Here is an 18387-nt window from a genome sequence, read left to right on the forward strand (position 1 = left end):
GGAATTCTATGTCCGAAGGAGGGATGAACATGAAAAAAGTAAGCGAAATTATGACCCGCGATGTAGTTACGGTAACTCCTGAAGACAATGTCTTCGAGGTTGCCGTTAAAATGAAGCAGCATGGGACCGGATTTATTCCGGTGGTGGAAAAAGGCGGCGACAAGCTGATCGGCGTGATCACGGACCGCGATTTGGTAGTCCGAGGGATTGCAGAGAAGCACCCGGGATCCACGGCGGTTGAAACCGTGATGACCAAGGGAATTAAAACAGCTTCGCCGGATACCTCGGTGGATGCAGCGGCCGAATTGATGGCAGAACAGCAAATCCGCCGCCTACCTGTAACTGAGGGGGACCGGCTGATCGGCATCGTTTCGATCGGCGATCTGGCGGTACGGAACATATTTGCCGACAACGCGGGCGAGGCCTTGGCTGAGATATCGGAACATGTGCACTAATCCAGCTTAACCCGATTGATAGGCGCGGGATAAGAAGTTCGCGGCCGATGGCTGTCGGGCTTCTTTTTAATATAGAGATTCATGGATTCGATTTTGGATTGGAGGGTGACAGACGGTGAATACGGACGGAGCATGCATTGTGCAGCGGGATCTGACGATTTTGCTGGAAAAGAATCACCCCGGATTTGAGGACGCCCGGGCACAGTTGGCGCTTTTTGCCGAGCTGGTAAAAAGCCCTGCTCATTACCATACATACAGGATCACGCCATTATCACTATGGAATGCCGCCGCGGCCGGCAGATCAGCCGAAGAGGTCATCCAGGGACTGCGTCGATTGTCCCGATGGGAAATCCCCAGCGGAATTACGGAGGATATCGTCAAATGGATGTCCAGATACGGAAGTTTAAAGCTCTATGGCTACGATAAGGAACCGGATCGCTTATGTCTGGAATGCGTTACGGGTGACCCCGGAGTGCTGGAGTCGTTGACCCAAGAGAAAGGGTTAGCCGGATTCCATATGAATCTGATCGATCCTTTACGGGCGTTGGTTCCATCCTTGTGGCGCGGAGCATTGAAGCAGGAGCTGGCTCGTCTCGGCTATCCGGTTTTGGATGAGGCAGGGTATCACCAGGGACAAGCTTTATCTATCCAACTGAGGCCTGTAACCGCCGGAGGAAAGCGATTTGACCTTAGGCCTTATCAAGCGGAGGGCGTGGAGGCTTTCGCCGGAGATCAGGACAGCGGGGGAAGCGGCGTCCTCGTACTTCCTTGCGGAGCCGGAAAGACGGTGATCGGTCTTGCGGCGATGGCGCATTTTCAATGTGAAACCCTAATATTGACTTCCAACGTTACATCGGTACGTCAGTGGATTAGCGAAATCGCGGATAAGACGACTCTATCGCTGGATGCCGTAGGCGAATATACGGGAGAGCGAAAGTATGTCCGTCCGATAACGGTGTCGACGTATCAAATATTGACCCATCGGGGAAAGAAAGAGGATGGCTTCAAGCATATGAGCTTGTTCAACGAGCGGGACTGGGGACTCATTATATATGACGAGGTCCATCTACTGCCTGCCCCCGTGTTTCGCGCTACCGCGGATATTCAGGCAACCCGCCGTCTCGGGCTTACCGCAACTCTGGTTCGGGAAGACGGCTGCGAGCGGGACGTATTTTCGCTGATCGGTCCGAAGCGTTATGAAGTGCCTTGGAGGGCGCTTGAGGAGCGCGGGTTCATTGCCCAAGTGGAATGCGAGGAGGTCCGGGTGAGCATGCCCGCCGGATTAAAAGAGCGATACATCCAGGCTGAAGGTAGAGAAAAATACCGGATTGCTGCGGAAAATCCCCGGAAAACTGAAATTGTAAAGCGACTTTTGGACCGCCATGCCGGAAGGCAGATCCTGATCATCGGACAGTATTTGGACCAGTTGCGGGAAATTGCCCGGTCACTGGACGTTCCGTTAATTACCGGCAGCATGCCGCAGGAAGAACGGGGGAAATGGTTTTCGCAATTTCGCAAAGGGGAAATTCCCGTGCTGGCCGTGTCCAAAGTGGCTAATTTCGCGGTTGATTTGCCCGATGCGTCGGTAGCGATCCAGATTTCCGGAAGCTTCGGCTCACGCCAGGAAGAAGCCCAGCGGCTGGGGCGGATTTTGCGGCCGAAACAGGATGGCAGCGGCGCATTTTTTTATACGCTTGTATCGGAAGAGACGCGTGAACAGGAGTTTGCTATGCGCAGACAGTTGTTCCTGATTGAGCAGGGTTATGAATATGCGGTGAGTTTCGAACGGGAGGAAGGGGCATGATCGGACATATTCTCCGGCGTTTCGCCGGACTTCCGTTCAAGCTGGAACGGTTGGATGAAGCGGCGTCAGGCCGGGTTACCGGGGCTGATTTACGAGCGGCCCTCCCCGGGCTTCTTCGAAGCGGGGAACTGGCTGCGGTCAGGAAGGCCTGGGGCGAAAAGCTTTACTACATCCCTCCCGAGCGCTTGCCGCTGTTATGGGAGCAGGTTGAGCTCGCCGTCATGCCCCCTTATGACGGCGGTTCTGTGCACCTTCACAAGGAGGCGGGGCCGGGGCTGGTGCTGGATTTGTTCCGGGCGTTGACTTGGATCGCCCGGAACGGCCTGCCGATGACCTCCAAGGGAACAATTCACCAAAAATCGGTCGGTAAGCTGACGGCCTACTTGTATTTGCAGGATCGGGATGTTGCCGGCCTTGGACTGAGATACCCACATCAGGAAGTATATCCGCCAGGGCTCGCCGTCGTGCTGGATTTACTCCAGTCACTCGGGCTCCTCACGAAGGAGCGGGCCTTATGGGGGCTGGATTCAAGTCGGCTGACAGCTTGGCTGGATCTGGAGCCGGAGATCATGGAGGCCGTCTTGTTCCGCGAGTTGCTGCACAGGTATGTTCCTGACGAAGCGGTCATCCAGCATGCCGTTTACAGGCTGACGCAGCGAGATTTCCGAGAAGGGAACTGGTACGCGCTAAAGGATATGTATGCTTCCCTTCAAACGATGGGGATGACTTCGGAAGATTTGCCGGATCGGGTCACGGAATGGATCGAGAGCTGGGTGGATGCATTAAGCGGGTTCGGCTGGCTGGATATCGGTAAAAATTCCAAAGGATCAACGTTAGTCCGCTGGCGGCGTAAGCCGCAGCATGAGTTGCCGGAGAAAACGGCCGAAGTAGACCACATAGAGGATACGGCAGCAAACTATGAAGAGCCAGCACGGCCCTCCGGTGTGTTTTTCGTTCAACCGGATTATGAAATATTGGTTCCGCCCGATGTCTCTTACCGGATTCGTTGGGAGCTCGAAGCTTGCTGCGATAATCAGACGATGGATGCGATGTCCGTTTACCGGATCAGCAAATCCAGCGTGGCGCGGGCTGCTGAACTCGGCCGGACCCCAGATGTGGTGCTGGAGCTTCTTAAAGCCCATTCGGCGACGGGAGTTCCGGAAAATGTGTCGCTGGCCCTGGAGCAGTGGGCCGGTGAAATGGGCCGGATTGTGCTCGAGGAAAAGCTCCTGCTGCGTTGTCGAGATGAGGAAGCAGCCGAAACTGTCGCCGCTTTGCCGGCGCTTGCAGGGGTGCTGGAGCGGATCGGGCCGCGTGATTTTATCGTGGATGCCGGGCAAGATGCCAAGGTTCGCAGAGCATTGGAGGAAGCAAACCTGTCTCTGCCCAAGCCGCGCACTGCAGGTGCATCGGTTCACGAGTATCCAAAACTTGAGAAACCCGGATTAACGACCGTGTCGGACTTGTTAAGCGGCAAGTCCGAAGAGCGGGCATGGATCTTTAGCGGTCAGAATCTTCATTTTTACGACCGGTCTGATGAGGTGCCCGGGGCGGAACAATTATTTGCCGGCTTGAATGATATTCCTGTCATGTGGCGAAGCGAGATGAGGGATTATCATGCATCGACCGCAAGGAAAATGATGTCCCAGGCCATAGCATGGAAGACCAAAGTATCGCTGCGAATAGACGGGACGATTATGGAATTTATCCCGATCACTTTGACGGGAGAAGAGAAGTGGACCGTGCAGGGACATCTTTTTTCACAAGTTGACGGGCGGGACGGTGTGCAGGGAAATCTGACCGAACTAGGCCCGGGCCAATGGGAATCAATGCGCCTAATGCTGCCGGAAATGGTCGCCGGTAATGAATGAATTGGATAAAAACCGGAAATCCCCCCTCTTCTTCTTGAAAGCAGTTTGTGATATGATGAATTCGTCTACTTTCGGGTGGAATACTTTGAATAGAATCGAGTTGAAGATTCATGAGCGTAACGGAGATCAACACGGTCGACATGGCCGAGCTGCTTACAAACGCCTATGAATTAGGCGATATGATAAATCAGTCCGCCGCCGTTTCCGAGTATTTATATTGGAAGCGCCAGGTGGAGGAGGATGCCGATGTTCAGGTCCTCGTCAAGAAGTTGGCGTCGAAGAAGGAGCTTTTCGAGGAAACTCAGCGTTTCGGCCATTTTCATCCCAACTATCATGAGGCCAAGGATAAGGTGACCGAGGTCGAGATAGAGTTGGAGCAATTCGAGGCCGTGCGCCGGTTCAAGGCTGCGGAGAAAGAATTGGACGATCTCCTGCATCAAATGTCGGAAACGATCGCTTATGCCGTTTCGGAGAGCATTAAAGTGCCGAGCAACGATCCGAATCCAAAAGGCGGGGGATGCGGCAGCGGCGGAAGCTGTGGCTGCGGTTAAAAGCAAGAAGGATATTGAATCATCAGCAGTGGAGGGGAAAAACATGTTTCCGGAGCGTACAGGCTATATCATTTGGGTCAGCGATTTGAAGGCCGCAAGAAATTTGGACAAATACGGGAGCGTGCATTATTTATCCCGCCGAATGCATTATGTTGTGATGTATGTGAACGCCGAGCGGGCGGAAGAGACGATGAAGAATGTGAGAAAGCTTCCTTATGTTCGTAAAATCGAACGTTCCTACCGCAATGAAATCAAAACGGAATACAGCAAGGATACGGAAGACAAGACCCAATATTACGGTCTCTAGGTCTCTAACCTAGTTGCATCACCTTACATCGATTCAGCGGCCAACCGGCCGCTTTTTTTAATATTATCCGTCCTTCCCCGCGCACTATAAATAGAAGTTTGACCCCCTAAGACGCCGTTAGGCGTCTTTCTTAATTTAGTCTTAGCCAGCGGGAAATTTTATTGTCGAATTGAAGGTAATGTTGTAGTATAGTAGGTAAATATACTTAGTTATAAAGACCTATTTGAATGCGAGGTGTTGGCATGAGAGACAAGGTTACGGAGCGATGGAAAACCTATGAAGCGTTTCATGTTCTACTAGGGGATAAGAGAGTCGCTGATATCGTCATAACTCATCATGCCAGGCTGCGGTATCAGGACCGGATTGACCGGAGCAGCGCCGGTGTGGATTACATAGCCCGATGGGCATGGGACTGTTTGAAGCAAGGGAGAATCGAGCCTTATTACCGAAAAGAAGAAGACGTCTACCTTGTGGACGACGATCTTGTTATGGTGGCGGAGTTTTCAGAAATTCCGGGTGAATTTGACGTCAATGGAAATCCGGTGCACCGTATGATTATCGTTACGTTTTTGGGCCGAATGTCGGAAACGATCGAACTGCGGGACCTGAAGTCTTACTATTCCTGGCTTCGTCATTCGCGGCGCATGACATTGATGAAGAACAGTCGCAAAAGGCGATAATATCTAATGCAAAGGCATGTTCCCGGAGGAGCATGCTTTTTTTGCGCTTTCCGTCATGATATTGTTAAGAGAGAAGGAGTGGCTAACCATGGCGTTAAATTACCACCAGCTTCATATTTTTTATACGGTCGCGGAGCGGGGAAGCTTTTCGGCAGCCGCACAGGCGCTTCATATGACACAACCCGCGGTGACGATGCAGATTCAGGCGCTGGAAGATTATTTCGGCAGCAAGCTGCTGGTCAGATCCACCAAAAAAATTGAACTCACGGAAGCGGGGCAGACGCTGTTTCCGTTCGCGCGGCGAAGCATGGAGCTGATGCGGGAGACCGAAAAAACGATGTCCCGTTTTACGTCCATGCTGGAGGGCAGGCTTCAGTTGGGAGCCAGTCTGACGATTGGGGAGTATGTGCTTCCCCGGCTATTAGGTCCGTTTGGAAAAAAGCATCCCCATATCTCGATTGCCTTAAAAGTAATGAATACGACGCAAATTATAGAAGATATCGTCAGTCACCAGCTCAACTTTGGTCTGGTCGAGGCCCCGGTGCATCATCCCGATATGGTTTCCGAGCCGGTGATGGAGGATGAGTTGAAGCTGATCGTTCCATCCGGGCATCCTTTGTCCGGCAAAGAGCGGGTCAAGCTTCATGAGGTCGTGGCTTATCCGTTCGTACTCCGGGAGAAGGGGTCGGGAACGAGACAAGTGATGGAAGCGGAGCTGGAACGCCAGGGAATCAAGCCGGAGCGGCTGGAAACGGTAATGGAGCTTGGCAGCACCGGAGCCGTAAAGTCGGCGGTTGAGGCCGGCCTCGGCATTACGATCATCTCTCCGTCATCGGTTAAACACGAACAGGCGTTAGGTTTGCTTAAGGTGGTTGACATCGAGGACGCGGAATTCAAACGGAAATTTTACTCGATTCATTTAAAATCCACGCTATTGCCGGTTTCGGCGGTGACGTTTCTGACCTTTTTGAAGGCTCATCAAAAATCTTTTTAATTAGGAGGCGCGGATTCCATGAATGGAGAACATAATCAAAACGAGCGATATGATCTACATACCCATACCCGGGCATCCGACGGGATGAACAGCCCTGCCGAGAACGTTAGGCTCGCCAAGGAAAAGGGCTTGACCGGCCTTGCCATTACCGATCATGATACGGTGGCCGGGCTTCAGGAAGCTATGGAAGAGGGCGAGAAGCAAGGGGTTATCGTTGTACCCGGAGTTGAGATCAGTACCAGGGCGGGCGGTAAGGATATCCATGTGCTCGGGTACTTCCTGAATTTCAACAATTCGGTGCTGCTGGAGAGATTGGAGGGGCTCCGAGCGACGCGGGACGCAAGGAACGAATTGATTATCCGGAAGCTTCAAGATCTCGGGATTGAAATTACGCTGGACGAAGTCGTTGCCGGGCTCGACCGGACGCTACGGGAGGATGAAAGCCTTGGCCGACCGCATATTGCGGATGCGCTGGTACGCAAAGGGTATGCTGCCGATCTGCGGGATGCTTTTGACCGCTACTTGGGCGAAGGCAAGCCGGGATATGCCTCGCTCCCCCGGATTGCGCCCGAAGAAGCGATGGATTGGATCCGCGATGCGGGCGGAGTCCCTGTGCTCGCTCATCCGGGACTGTACGGGGATGATGATCTCGTGAGTGCGATCCTGGAGCGCGGACGGCCAGCGGGCGTGGAGGTGTATCATTCCGATCACGGACCGGAGGATGTGGAACGGTATTTGCTGCTCGCCGAGCGTTACGGATTGATTCCGACCGGAGGATCGGATTACCATGGCGTCCGACAGGGCGTCGTATTTCACGGCGATCTCGGCAGCCGCCATGTTTCGGATAAATGCGTCGGGCTTTTGAAAGAAGCCGCGGGAATAAAATAAGGGCTCCTGCCGGATAAACGAACAAAAGCGCCCTTATTGGGCGCTTTTTCGATATCTCAGCCGTTTTTCACGGTATGGGGAAGACTTTTGATCAGCTTCTCATCCGGCGTCACGAATAGAGTGCGCTGATGATCGTAAATAACGAAGCCGGGTTTGGCCCCGCTCGGTTTGCGGACATGGCGGATCAAAGTGCAGTCCACCGGTACGCTGCTGGACTCTTTGGCCTGGCTGAAATACGCGGCGAGCTGGGCTGCTTCGTTCAGGGTAGGATCGCCGAAGTCGGAGCTGCGGATCACTACATGGGATCCCGGAATATCCTTCGTATGCAGCCAAGTATCGTTAGGACCTGCCAACCGATTGGTCACATACTCGTTTTGAAGATTGTTTTTGCCGACACAGATTTCGATGCCTTCCGAAGACGTATAGACGTGCAGAGTAGGACGGTCGTTCTTTTTCTTCTTTTTGCCCTTCTTTGCTCTGTCCCGCAAATAGCCTTGCTGGATCAGTTCCTCCCGAATCTCATCGACATCGCTTAGCGTGGCATAGGCCAACTGCTGAAGCAATCCTTCCAAATAGGTGATTTCCTCGCGCGTTTTTCCCATTTGCTCGTCAATGACGGCTAAGCTGTTTTTAAACTTGTTGTATTTTTTAAAATAACGCTGAGCGTTCTCCGACGGGGTGAGCAGTGGATCGAGCGGGATCGTCTCCGTCTTCTGATCCTCGTCATAATAATTGACCAGATCGACGCTCCGGTCTCCCTTGGAGATGCTGTGCAAGGAGGGCAGCATGAGCTCGCCCCAAATCCGGTAGCGCTCCGCGTCTTCCGCTTCCGACAGGTCCTTCTCAAGATTGGACATCTTCTTGATGTTCTTATTCCGTTCATTTTGCAGGAAACGCAGCAGGTCGCTGGTCTTCTGTTTGACCGTATCCCGAAGGGCTTTCTCTCCGAAATAATCTTCCATACATTCGCTGATGGAGTCATAGGTCTGTACTTCTCCACGAATTATCGTCAGCCGGACGGCGGAAAATACGCTCTTTCCTTTGGCATTCTCCCCGGTAACGGGGGAATACCGGTTCTCCCGGACATCCTTCATCAATGCCTCAAAAGCGGCCCAGAGCTGCTCCGGACTCTCATCCGGGCTTGGCTGTTCATTCTGATCCTGCTGCTGCCCGGCCAAATGGCCGTAAGCGCGGAAATGGACTTCTTCCGCAATCAGCGGACTGAGGCCGCTGAATGTGCCGACCAGCCAGCCCGGACCTTGATTTTCTTCCTTGGCTGTTTTCCAGGCGGAGAGAAAGTTCTCTTTGTTCGTGCTCAGCGGATCCAGCTTATGCTGCTGCGGCGGCTCCGTGTATGAGAAGCCCGGCATAACGACGCGATAGCCGCTGATGGCCGGTGTGACATGATGAATACCGTCGAGCTGCGTCCCGGTTGCGGGATCAAGCAGTATGATATTGCTGTGACGGCCCATCAATTCCACGACAAGCCGTTTCTGCGAAACGTCGCCCAGTTCATCGCGCTGGCGCACGTCGAAATGAATGATCCGCTCCATCCCGACCTGGGTAATCGCTTCGATGACCCCGCCTTCGCAATGCTTGCGAAGCAGCATACAGAACATGGGGGCTTCCATCGGATTCGGAAAAGATTGCTCCGTCAGCTGAACGCGCGGATACGTAGGATTCGCGGACAACAATAACCGCCGTGTTCCGCCTGCGGAACGCAGCTGGATGATGATGTCGTTAGGGGAAGGCTGATGTATTTTATTGATGCGGCCGCCAACGACCGCTTGCAGTTCATGAACTATCGAGCGAGTTACGATTCCATCAAGTGCCATAAAGTGATAATCTCCTGTCTATTCTCGTATAGAGGATTCATGCTCTCTCTTATGATACATAACTTCAGGCAAAAACTTAAGTGCCCCGCTGTGATAATTTGGGACTGGCCGGAATACATTTACCCTAGGTGGAAAAGCCTTCGCGCTGTATATCGCACAAAATACGGGAGGGGAATTGGGAGGATGGAACAAAAAAACTGGCACCAGTGGAGTGGGGAAGAGCTTCTGGAGCGGTTCGGCGTCAAGCGTGAACAGGGCCTGACCCAGGAAGAAGCGGCTCGAAGACATGAGGAGTACGGATGGAACGAGCTGTCGGAGGGGCAGCGGATTTCCCCGTGGCTGCTGTTTTTGAACCAGTTTAAAGATTTTATGATGCTCGTTTTGATGGGCGCCACATTAATCTCCGGCATTCTTGGCGAATACCTGGACGCCGTTACTATTATAGCCATCATCGTCTTGAACGGCGTACTCGGCTTCATTCAGGAATTCCGGGCCGAGCGCTCCCTTCGCGCTCTTAAGGAATTATCCGCTCCGCATGCGAATGCGCTGCGGGACGGGACAGTTAGGCATATCCCGGCGAGGGATCTGGTACCGGGCGATATCGTGGCATTGGAGAGTGGAGACCGGATTCCGGCGGATATCCGCTGGCTGGTTACGCACAGTCTTGACGTGGAAGAGTCGGCGCTGACCGGAGAGTCGCACCCGGTTGGCAAGCACGCGGGAACGCTCAGTGAAGCTGAAGTTCCGCTGGGCGATCAGAAGAACATCGGGTTCATGGGCACGATGATTACGCGCGGCAGCGGACGGGGCATTGTAATCCGTACGGGCATGGACACCGAAATGGGCAAAATCGCCGATTTGATCCAAAGCACCGACAGCCAAGAGACTCCGCTGCAAAGAAGGCTGGAGCAGCTCGGGAAAATTTTGATCTACCTGGCTCTCGGTCTGACGATTATGGTGGTGCTTGTCGGAATCATGCACGGCCAACCGGCCGGAGCGATGTTCCTTGCAGGTGTAAGCTTGGCCGTAGCGGCCATTCCGGAAGGGCTTCCCGCCATCGTCACGATCGCGCTGGCCTTGGGCGTACAGCGCATGATCAAACGCAAGGCGATCGTCCGCAAGCTGCCTTCCGTTGAAACGCTGGGCTGCGCCTCCGTCATTTGCTCGGATAAAACAGGTACGCTGACACAGAACAAAATGACGGTCACTAGAGTTTGGGTAGAGGGCCGTTCCATGGAAGTCACCGGGGAAGGCTATGAACCCGTCGGACATATTATGGAAAATTCACATCCTGTCGACCTGAAGAAGGATCAAAGTCTCCGCCGTCTCCTGCAAGTCAGTGCTCTGTGCTCGAACGCGGTCATTTTCGAAGCGGATCCGGATGTGCGCGGACGCAGGAAGGCGAAGGAGGAAGGTCCTGTAACCCAGTGGAAGCTCAAGGGGGATCCTACGGAAGGAGCACTAGTCGTTCTGTCTTCGAAAATGGGGCTTTCCCCGGAATCATTAAGCGCGTCATACCAGCGTCAGCAGGAGTTTCCGTTTGATTCCCAGCGGAAAATGATGTCGGTCGTCGTTGCTCATCAAGGCGGGAAAATGGCGTTTGTAAAGGGCGCTCCCGATATGCTGCTCGATAAATGTTCGTACATTTTATGGGAAGGCAAAGTCGTACCGTTTACGGGGACGCTGCGGGGCAGAGTGCAAGCGGAAAACGAAGAGATGGCGCGCGGTGCGCTGCGCGTTCTGGGGCTTGCCTATCGGGATGTAAAACCGCATGAGAACTTGGATAACGAGGAGTGCGTGGAATCGCAGCTCATCTTTGTCGGTCTGGCCGGGATGATCGATCCGCCTCGCCGCGAAGCGCGGGATGCGATTGCGGTTTGCCGCCGGGCGGGCATCAAGACAGTGATGATTACCGGCGACCACCGACTGACTGCAGAGGCGATTGCGAACGATCTCGGCATCCTGCCTCGCGGAGGAGCATCCATGTCGGGCAGGGAGCTGGCCGGACTCAGTGACGAGGAACTGGATCGCCAGGTGGATCAAACTTATGTTTATTCCAGGGTTTCCCCGGAGCATAAGCTCCGGATCGTCAAATCGCTTCAACGCAAAGGACATGTCGTGGCGATGACAGGCGATGGGGTTAATGACGCGCCGGCAATCAAGGCTGCGGACATCGGCATCGCTATGGGCATCACGGGAACGGACGTATCCAAGGAAGCTTCCTCGCTTATTCTCAGCGATGACAATTTCTCTTCGATTGTGGCGGCGATTGAAGAGGGCAGAAATATCTACGAGAACATACGAAAATTTATTCGTTATTTGCTGGCCTCCAATGTCGGTGAGATCTTAACGATGCTGTTCGCCATGCTGGCGGGCTTGCCTCTGCCTCTTCTCCCGATTCAAATATTATGGGTCAATCTCGTCACGGACGGATTGCCTGCGATGGCGCTCGGGGTGGATCAGCCCGAGAAGGATTTGATGGAGCACAAGCCTAGAGGGGCTAACGAGAATATATTTGCCAGACGGCTCGGCTGGAAAATTCTCAGCCGCGGGTTGTTGATCGGGCTGTGTACTCTGGGCGCGTTCTGGGTGACTTTAAGGATTGCTCCGGACGATCCGGCACAACTGGCATTGGCGCAATCGGTCGCCTTCGCCACGCTGGTCATGGCGCAATTGATCCATGTGTTCGACTGCCGCAGCTCCCGCTCGATTTTCCACCGTAATATTTTGCAAAATCGCTATCTCGTCGTGGCTGTGCTGTCATCCGTCCTGCTGCTCCTCGGAGTTATGTATATTGAGGCGTTGCAGCCGATCTTCAAGACCGTGCCGCTCGGCACCCGCGAATGGGCGATTTCCCTGGTAGCCGCCGGCATTCCGACCTTCCTGATGGGTGCGGGCAGCGTATGGTCCGGCAAACGCCGCCGCAAATACAACGGGCCGCGTCCGATGGTCACCGCGAAAAGTACAAATATTCGTGCATAGAATCAATACCATTCCGCCCCGCTGAAAGTTAGACTTACCCCAATAAGCAAGCTTTGCCTGTTGATCCGATAGGATATGAGGCGGGCAAAGCCTTTTAAGGGGTGGAAGGTATGATGGAATTTACGAAAATGCATGGCCTTGGAAATGATTTTCTCGTTTTTTACGGGCAGCAAGACCTGCCGGAGAATGTTTCTGAGCTGGCGATACAGTGGTGCAACCGGTATTTTGGAATCGGCGCGGACGGATTGGTGTTTATTCTGCCTTCGGACAAAGCTGATTTTAGGATGCGGATTATCAATTCGGACGGCACGGAAGCCGAGCAGTGCGGGAACGCGATCCGCTGCGTGTCCAAATACGTGTTTGACCAAGGGTATACGGATAAGGAACGGATCACGATCGAAACGCTCGGAGCCGGTGTACAGCAGGTAGTTCTTCAGGTAGAACAGGGAACGGTCCAGCAAGTACGGGTCGATATGGGTGAGCCCATTCTCGACGGCCTATCGGTTCCTACGGTGCTGGAGGGCAGCCCCGTGCTGGCGCAGCCGATTGAAACGGCCGGCCGGAAGTTCGACTTTACAGCAGTATCGATGGGAAATCCGCATTGTATCATTTATGTAGAGGACGCTCCTAATTTTGAGCTTGATACTTGGGGGCCGAAGCTGGAGGTGCATCCTTATTTTCCGCGGAAAATCAATGTAGAGTTCGCTACCGTCACCTCCCGGGACCGTGTGGAGATGCGCGTATGGGAACGGGGCGCGGGGCCGACGCTTGCCTGCGGTACCGGGGCGTGCGCGACCCTGGTCTCATCGGTGCTTAACGGGCTAACGGACCGGGCCGCCTGGATCGGATTAAAGGGCGGGGACCTCTTTATCGAATGGAACGCGCAGGACAATCACGTGTATATGACCGGGCCGGCGGAAGCGGTATTTGAAGGAAGTATTGATATTTAAGTAAGAGCCGGGCAGCCGAGGGGTTGTCCGGTTTTGTTTTGACGGTGGCTGATGGATTGAGTGATGATGGTTGATGGATTATAGATGATGGCTGGTGGCTGGTGGTTGCTGACTGGTGATGGCCAATGACTGATGAGTAGTGAGTAAAGATTGATGAGTAATGATTCGTGAGTCGTGATTGATGGTCGAGAGTTGAGAGTTGCTAAATGCTGACAGATGATTGCTGATTGATGATGACCAATGACTGGTAGTGATGAGTGATGATCGATGATCGATGATCGATGATCGATGAGCGATAGTTGATAGCTGCTGGATCCTAACTACAGATTTATGATGACCAATGACTGACGAATGAACTCTAACGGACATAGGAGCCTTTAAACTGACCTTACACGCTGTTTTTCAAATCTAACGGACATGAGAGCCGTTAATCGGGGCTAAATCCTCAAATTACAGCCTGTTCACTAGATTTAAGGTCCGCTGTGTCCGTTAGATCGGGAAAATGCGCAAACTGGGGGATTTAAGGTCCTCTATGTCCGTTAGCACTGAAAAGTGGAGAAATTGGTGGATCTGGCGACTTCTTGTCAGCTGGAGAGCGTTTGAATTGGTAAGTTTGGCGACCTCATGTCAGCTGAAAAGTGTTCGAATTGGTGGCTTTGGCGTCCTCATGTCAGTTAGAAAGTGTACGAATTGGAGGGATTAACATCTCCCATGTCCATTAGCTCGGGAGAGCGTGCAAAATCGGGGGATTAGCGACCTCCATGTCCGGTAGAACCCGTAGAAAGTAAAATCGAGGGATTAAGCGGGCTATGAGAAAACAACCGAATCAAAAATTAACCAACTGCAGCCCCGCCGCACGCCGAACGTGAAGTAATCCAAATTTGCGATCAATTCTTATCATTCAGGTTGATTTATGATACATTAGAATGAAATTATGAACAGAATGGGCTTACACGGCTCTTTTTAATATTATTATAAGCCTCTGGAGGTACGGACAATGAGACTTGATTTGCGAAAGAGATGGGAAGACGGGGTGCTGGTTGGAGACGGAGCGATGGGCACATATATGTACAAATTCGGTTTTCCTGTAGGGATCGCTTACGAAGAACTGAATTTGCTGCAACCTGAGGTGATTGGCGACGTACATCGGCAATATATAGATGCCGGGGCAGAATTGATAGAAACGAACAGTTTTTCCGCCAATTATTATAAGTTGTCCAAATTCGGATTGGAAGCACAAGTGGAAGAGATCAATCGAGCCGCTGTCCGCATCGCCAGACAAGCTGCGGGTGAGGACGCTTACGTGGCTGGTGCGGTCGGTTCGATCCGCGGCGGAAGACGCGTAAGTGTGACCGATCAGGAATTGAACCAGTATTACGAGCAACAGATTGCAGCCTTATTGGCTGAGGGTGTGGATGCGCTCCTGTTTGAAACGTTCTATGATTTGAGCGAAATGCGGCTGGCGCTGGGACGGGCCCGGCAACTGTCCGATATTCCGACCATCTGCCAATTTGCCGTCGATCAAGTCGGACGTACGCTGGACGGTTATGAGATCTCCGACGCGTTCGCTATTTTGCAAAATGAAGGCGCCGATGTGCTTGGTTTCAATTGCCATTCCGGCCCGAAGGGCATTATGAGCGTAATGTCCGGACTGGACGGTCCGCTGAATGTTCCGCTCTCCGTCTTCCCTAATGCGGGTTTGGCGGATTATGTGGATGGAGAATATATATATGGAGCTACTCCTGAATATTTCGGGGAAAGCGCACGCTCTTTCGCTGATCTGGGCGCCCGCCTGATCGGGGGCTGCTGCGGAACGACGCCGGAGCATATTGCGGCTACGGCGCAAGCATTACAAGGCTACCGTGCGAAGCCGCTCCAGGAAGGTAAGCCTTTGCCGAAACCAAGGGAATCCGTTGTTCTATCCGGCTCCAGTTCGGGCTCCAGTGTCAGTACCGCCTCCGGCAACGCAGCAGATACGACTTCCCATCAGGGGCTAAATTCCAATCCACCTATTACGGAGCTCGTGAAAGAGCGTCATACGGTAATCGTGGAGCTGGATCCTCCGCGGGACCTGGATATCGGCAAATTCATGGAAGGGGCCGCCGCGCTTAAAGAAGCCGGCGTGGACGCGCTGACGCTGGCGGATAATTCGCTTGCCGTTACACGGATGAGCAATATGGCGCTCGGCCATTTGGTTCAGCTCCAGCTGGGTCTGCGTCCGCTCATTCATATCGCCTGCCGCGACCGCAACCTCATCGGGACCCAATCGCATATGATGGGGTTTGATGCACTCGGCATCGATCATGTTCTTGCGGTAACGGGGGATCCGGCACGATTCGGAGATTTGCCGGGCGCTAGCTCGGTGTATGACACGACATCTTTTGAGATCATCCGTATGATCAAACAGTTGAACGAGGGCGTGGCCTTCTCGGGCAAGCCGCTCAAGCAAAAGGCGAAGTTCGTCGTGGGCGCGGCGTTCAATCCGAACGTGAAGCATCTGCATAAAGCGGTGGAACGGCTGGAGAAGAAAATCGCATCCGGCGCCGATTATATTATGACTCAGCCTGTGTATGACCCCGAGCTTATCGTAGCGATCAAAAAGGCGACGGCTCATTTGGATATTCCGATTTTCATCGGCATCATGCCTCTGGCGAGCGGCAAAAATGCGGAATATCTTCATAATGAGGTGCCCGGCATTCAGCTTTCGGACGAGGTACGCAAGCGGATGGAAGGTTTGCAGGGTCCGGAAGGGCGAGCTATGGGCGTAGAAATCGCCAAGGAATTGCTCGATACCGCGATGGAGCATTTTAACGGGATTTATTTAATGACACCATTTATGTTCTATGAAATGAATGTCGCTTTAACAAATTATGTTTACGAGAAATCGAAACAGATGGCGGGCCACTTGTCTCGTTCATAATTATCAATTACAATAGGGTAACGGATGTGATGTCTTTGTCTCATAGTATGACAGGATACGGTAGTTCCGCCAGAATCTTCGGCGGATATATCATTCAATTTGAAATAAAATCCGTCAATCACCGCTATTCCGAAGTCGTCCTGCGCATGCCGCGGGAATGGACATGTTATGAAGACGGATTACGGCGATTGGTTCAGCGTGACTTAAAACGGGGACGGGTTGATGTATATATCAGCAAAGAGCAGGATGACGACAGTTCCCTGCCTTTTGTTCTGAATTCCGGCGTGGTGGAGTCTTATTTACGGGCAGCTGAAGATCTGAAGGTGAAATACGGATTGGAAAGTTCGCTGAATGCCAAGGATCTGCTGTCTCTTCCCGATGTTTTGGTATCGCCGGATCATGCACTTGATGGGGATACCGCGGGCGAGGCCTGGGAGAGCGTACTCGTCGACGGACTGGAAGAAGCCTTGGCCGGACTGCTGGAGATGCGCAGAAAGGAAGGCCTTCATTTGGCCGCCGATCTGGAGCAGCGCTTAGTCAGGCTGGAGCAGATTCATGCGGAGCTTATCGCTATGGCTCCTCAGGTGGTAAGCGACTATCGGAGCCGCCTTAAGTCACGTCTATCCGAACTGCTCGAGGGAGCTTTTGATGAACACCGATTCGCTATGGAGGTTGCGGTGTTTGCAGATCGTTCGAATATCGACGAAGAGCTGACCCGGCTGGGAAGCCACTTCGTACAATGCCGGACGCTGCTGCAAGCTTCCGAGCCGGTGGGACGCAAGCTTGATTTTTTGATACAGGAAATGAACCGGGAAACGAATACGATTGGATCGAAAGCCAATCATTTGGCTCTGGTCAACCGTGTCGTGGAAATGAAAGCGGAGCTGGAGAAAATTCGCGAGCAGGCGGCGAATCTCGAATAGCGTCACATTTGACACTGGTGAGTCAAGTAAAATAGGGGGAACTACCTTAACATGGCTATTAAACTTATTAACATCGGCTTTGGTAATATCGTATCGGCCAATCGGATCATTTCTATCGTGAGCCCGGAATCCGCTCCCATCAAACGGATTATTCAGGAGGCAAGGGACCGGCATATGCTGATCGACGCTACATACGGCCGCCGCACCCGTGCGGTGATCATTACGGACAGCGATCATGTCATCCTGTCGGCGGTACAGCCGGAAACGGTCGCCCATCGCCTTTCCACTAAAGATGACGACAACGACGAATAAAATGGAGAGAAATATGGCTAAAGGGTTACTCATTGTATTATCAGGACCTTCGGGTGTAGGAAAAGGTACGGTATGTAACGAGTTGCGGCGTCGTTTGCCCGGACTCGTCTATTCCGTTTCGGCGACTACACGGGGTCCTAGGCTCGGTGAAGAGCATGGAGTGAATTATTTTTTTAAATCCCGCGAACAGTTCTTGGAAATGATCGAAAAGGATCAATTGCTGGAACATGCGGAGTATGTTGGAAACTATTACGGGACACCAAGAGATTTCGTAGAACAGACGATCGAGAGCGGTAAGGACATCATTCTGGAGATTGAGGTTCAAGGGGCGCTTAAGGTAAAAGAAAAATTTCCCGAAGGCATTTTTGTTTTTCTGTTGCCGCCGTCGCTGGATGAACTGAAAGGCCGGATTCAAGGCCGGGGAACCGAAAATCAGGCAACGATCGACCACCGGATGTCTGTGGCAGCCCATGAGATAGGTCTGCTTGAGAATTACGATTACGCGGTCGTGAATGACGAGATCGAACTGGCATGCCAAAGAATAGAATCGATTATCGTGGCCGAACATTGTAAGGTCAAGAACAAGGCTAAAGAATTACAGATTGGCAAATGAGTCTAATAGAAGAGGTGTTTCTTAATGCTGTATCCATCGATTGATAAAATGCTGGGCAAGGTCGGCAGTAAATACTCCCTGGTTGTAGCGGCTTCCCGCAGAGCAAGACAACTGAGAGAAGGGGAGAAGAGCGAATTAAAACAGCCCAGATCCCATAAGCAGGTCGGCGTGGCTTTGGAAGAAATTTATGGTGACTACGTGCAGCTTAGACAAGGCAGCCAGGTTGAGCCCGACGAAAACAAATAGTTTCATATGACCTCGTGGGTCGAGGAATTAGAATAACAACCTCTTTAGGACAACCG

General features: G+C 52.7%; 16 protein-coding genes. 15 read left to right on the forward strand and 1 reads right to left on the reverse strand.

Annotated features, from left to right (window positions below; genetic code table 11):
- Positions 1 to 29 precede the first annotated feature (29 nt).
- From KJS57_RS04595 to KJS57_RS04630, 8 genes are all read left to right on the forward strand, one after another.
- Positions 30 to 455 (forward strand): CBS domain-containing protein, encoded by a 426-nt coding sequence (locus tag KJS57_RS04595; RefSeq protein ID WP_213653938.1) that lies wholly within the window; start codon positions 30 to 32, stop codon positions 453 to 455.
- 115 nt (positions 456 to 570) lie between these two features.
- Positions 571 to 2259: a DNA repair helicase XPB gene (locus KJS57_RS04600; protein WP_213653939.1), complete on the forward strand. Its 1689-nt coding sequence runs from the start codon at positions 571 to 573 to the stop codon at positions 2257 to 2259.
- Complete coding sequence (locus KJS57_RS04605) at positions 2256 to 4130, forward strand: helicase-associated domain-containing protein (protein WP_213653940.1); 1875 nt, start codon at positions 2256 to 2258, stop codon at positions 4128 to 4130. Before KJS57_RS04600 ends, KJS57_RS04605 begins: the two co-directional genes overlap by 4 nt.
- Before the next feature lie 110 nt (positions 4131 to 4240).
- Entirely contained in the window at positions 4241 to 4681 is a 441-nt protein-coding gene (locus KJS57_RS04610) for a YlbF/YmcA family competence regulator (protein WP_211019688.1), read from the forward strand.
- Between the two features lie 43 nt (positions 4682 to 4724).
- Positions 4725 to 4988: a YlbG family protein gene (locus KJS57_RS04615; RefSeq protein WP_211019687.1), complete on the forward strand. Its 264-nt coding sequence runs from the start codon at positions 4725 to 4727 to the stop codon at positions 4986 to 4988.
- Positions 4989 to 5230: 242 nt separating this feature from the next.
- Complete coding sequence (locus tag KJS57_RS04620) at positions 5231 to 5668, forward strand: hypothetical protein (protein ID WP_211019686.1); 438 nt, start codon at positions 5231 to 5233, stop codon at positions 5666 to 5668.
- A gap of 88 nt (positions 5669 to 5756) precedes the next feature.
- A complete protein-coding gene (locus KJS57_RS04625; RefSeq protein ID WP_211020196.1) occupies positions 5757 to 6662 on the forward strand; it encodes a selenium metabolism-associated LysR family transcriptional regulator in 906 nt (301 codons plus the stop codon).
- A gap of 18 nt (positions 6663 to 6680) precedes the next feature.
- Positions 6681 to 7550, forward strand: a complete 870-nt coding sequence (locus tag KJS57_RS04630) for a PHP domain-containing protein (protein ID WP_213653941.1) — start codon at positions 6681 to 6683, stop codon at positions 7548 to 7550.
- A 56-nt stretch (positions 7551 to 7606) separates the two neighbouring features.
- Here KJS57_RS04630 and KJS57_RS04635 read toward each other — a convergent pair whose 3' ends face one another.
- Positions 7607 to 9385: an Rqc2 family fibronectin-binding protein gene (locus KJS57_RS04635; protein WP_213653942.1), complete on the reverse strand. Its 1779-nt coding sequence runs from the start codon at positions 9383 to 9385 to the stop codon at positions 7607 to 7609.
- Between the two features lie 183 nt (positions 9386 to 9568).
- On the opposite strand from KJS57_RS04635, the gene KJS57_RS04640 reads away from it, so the two are divergent.
- The 7 genes from KJS57_RS04640 (at position 9569) to rpoZ (ending at position 18331) form a co-directional block, all read left to right on the forward strand.
- Positions 9569 to 12367: a calcium-translocating P-type ATPase, SERCA-type gene (locus KJS57_RS04640; protein ID WP_213653943.1), complete on the forward strand. Its 2799-nt coding sequence runs from the start codon at positions 9569 to 9571 to the stop codon at positions 12365 to 12367.
- 113 nt (positions 12368 to 12480) lie between these two features.
- The gene (gene dapF / locus KJS57_RS04645) at positions 12481 to 13317 is read left to right on the forward strand and encodes a diaminopimelate epimerase (RefSeq protein ID WP_213654063.1); all 837 of its coding nucleotides are present in this window, start codon (positions 12481 to 12483) and stop codon (positions 13315 to 13317) included.
- A gap of 997 nt (positions 13318 to 14314) precedes the next feature.
- Positions 14315 to 16237: a bifunctional homocysteine S-methyltransferase/methylenetetrahydrofolate reductase gene (locus tag KJS57_RS04650; RefSeq protein ID WP_213653944.1), complete on the forward strand. Its 1923-nt coding sequence runs from the start codon at positions 14315 to 14317 to the stop codon at positions 16235 to 16237.
- A gap of 35 nt (positions 16238 to 16272) precedes the next feature.
- Entirely contained in the window at positions 16273 to 17160 is an 888-nt protein-coding gene (locus KJS57_RS04655; RefSeq protein WP_213653945.1) for a YicC/YloC family endoribonuclease, read from the forward strand.
- Positions 17161 to 17211: 51 nt separating this feature from the next.
- On the forward strand, positions 17212 to 17472 hold the full coding sequence (gene remA / locus KJS57_RS04660; protein WP_005548256.1) for an extracellular matrix/biofilm regulator RemA: 261 nt from the start codon (positions 17212 to 17214) through the stop codon (positions 17470 to 17472).
- 13 nt (positions 17473 to 17485) lie between these two features.
- Complete coding sequence (gmk, locus tag KJS57_RS04665; RefSeq protein WP_211019679.1) at positions 17486 to 18085, forward strand: guanylate kinase; 600 nt, start codon at positions 17486 to 17488, stop codon at positions 18083 to 18085.
- 24 nt (positions 18086 to 18109) lie between these two features.
- Entirely contained in the window at positions 18110 to 18331 is a 222-nt protein-coding gene (gene rpoZ, locus KJS57_RS04670) for a DNA-directed RNA polymerase subunit omega (protein WP_211019678.1), read from the forward strand.
- Positions 18332 to 18387: the final 56 nt, after the last annotated feature.

Origin of the sequence: Paenibacillus vini, from assembly GCF_018403325.1 — a bacterium.
GTDB lineage: Bacteria > Bacillota > Bacilli > Paenibacillales > Paenibacillaceae > Fontibacillus > Fontibacillus vini.

Coding starts and splice junctions, on each gene's coding strand:
- KJS57_RS04595 (WP_213653938.1), top strand. CDS start 30: ATGAAAAAAGTAAGCGAAATTATGACCCGCGATGTAGTTACGGTAACT.
- KJS57_RS04605 (WP_213653940.1), top strand. CDS start 2,256: ATGATCGGACATATTCTCCGGCGTTTCGCCGGACTTCCGTTCAAGCTG.
- KJS57_RS04610 (WP_211019688.1), top strand. CDS start 4,241: ATGAGCGTAACGGAGATCAACACGGTCGACATGGCCGAGCTGCTTACA.
- KJS57_RS04615 (WP_211019687.1), top strand. CDS start 4,725: ATGTTTCCGGAGCGTACAGGCTATATCATTTGGGTCAGCGATTTGAAG.
- KJS57_RS04620 (WP_211019686.1), top strand. CDS start 5,231: ATGAGAGACAAGGTTACGGAGCGATGGAAAACCTATGAAGCGTTTCAT.
- KJS57_RS04625 (WP_211020196.1), top strand. CDS start 5,757: ATGGCGTTAAATTACCACCAGCTTCATATTTTTTATACGGTCGCGGAG.
- KJS57_RS04630 (WP_213653941.1), top strand. CDS start 6,681: ATGAATGGAGAACATAATCAAAACGAGCGATATGATCTACATACCCAT.
- KJS57_RS04635 (WP_213653942.1), bottom strand. CDS start 9,385: ATGGCACTTGATGGAATCGTAACTCGCTCGATAGTTCATGAACTGCAA.
- KJS57_RS04640 (WP_213653943.1), top strand. CDS start 9,569: ATGGAACAAAAAAACTGGCACCAGTGGAGTGGGGAAGAGCTTCTGGAG.
- dapF (WP_213654063.1), top strand. CDS start 12,481: ATGGAATTTACGAAAATGCATGGCCTTGGAAATGATTTTCTCGTTTTT.
- KJS57_RS04650 (WP_213653944.1), top strand. CDS start 14,315: ATGAGACTTGATTTGCGAAAGAGATGGGAAGACGGGGTGCTGGTTGGA.
- remA (WP_005548256.1), top strand. CDS start 17,212: ATGGCTATTAAACTTATTAACATCGGCTTTGGTAATATCGTATCGGCC.
- gmk (WP_211019679.1), top strand. CDS start 17,486: ATGGCTAAAGGGTTACTCATTGTATTATCAGGACCTTCGGGTGTAGGA.
- rpoZ (WP_211019678.1), top strand. CDS start 18,110: ATGCTGTATCCATCGATTGATAAAATGCTGGGCAAGGTCGGCAGTAAA.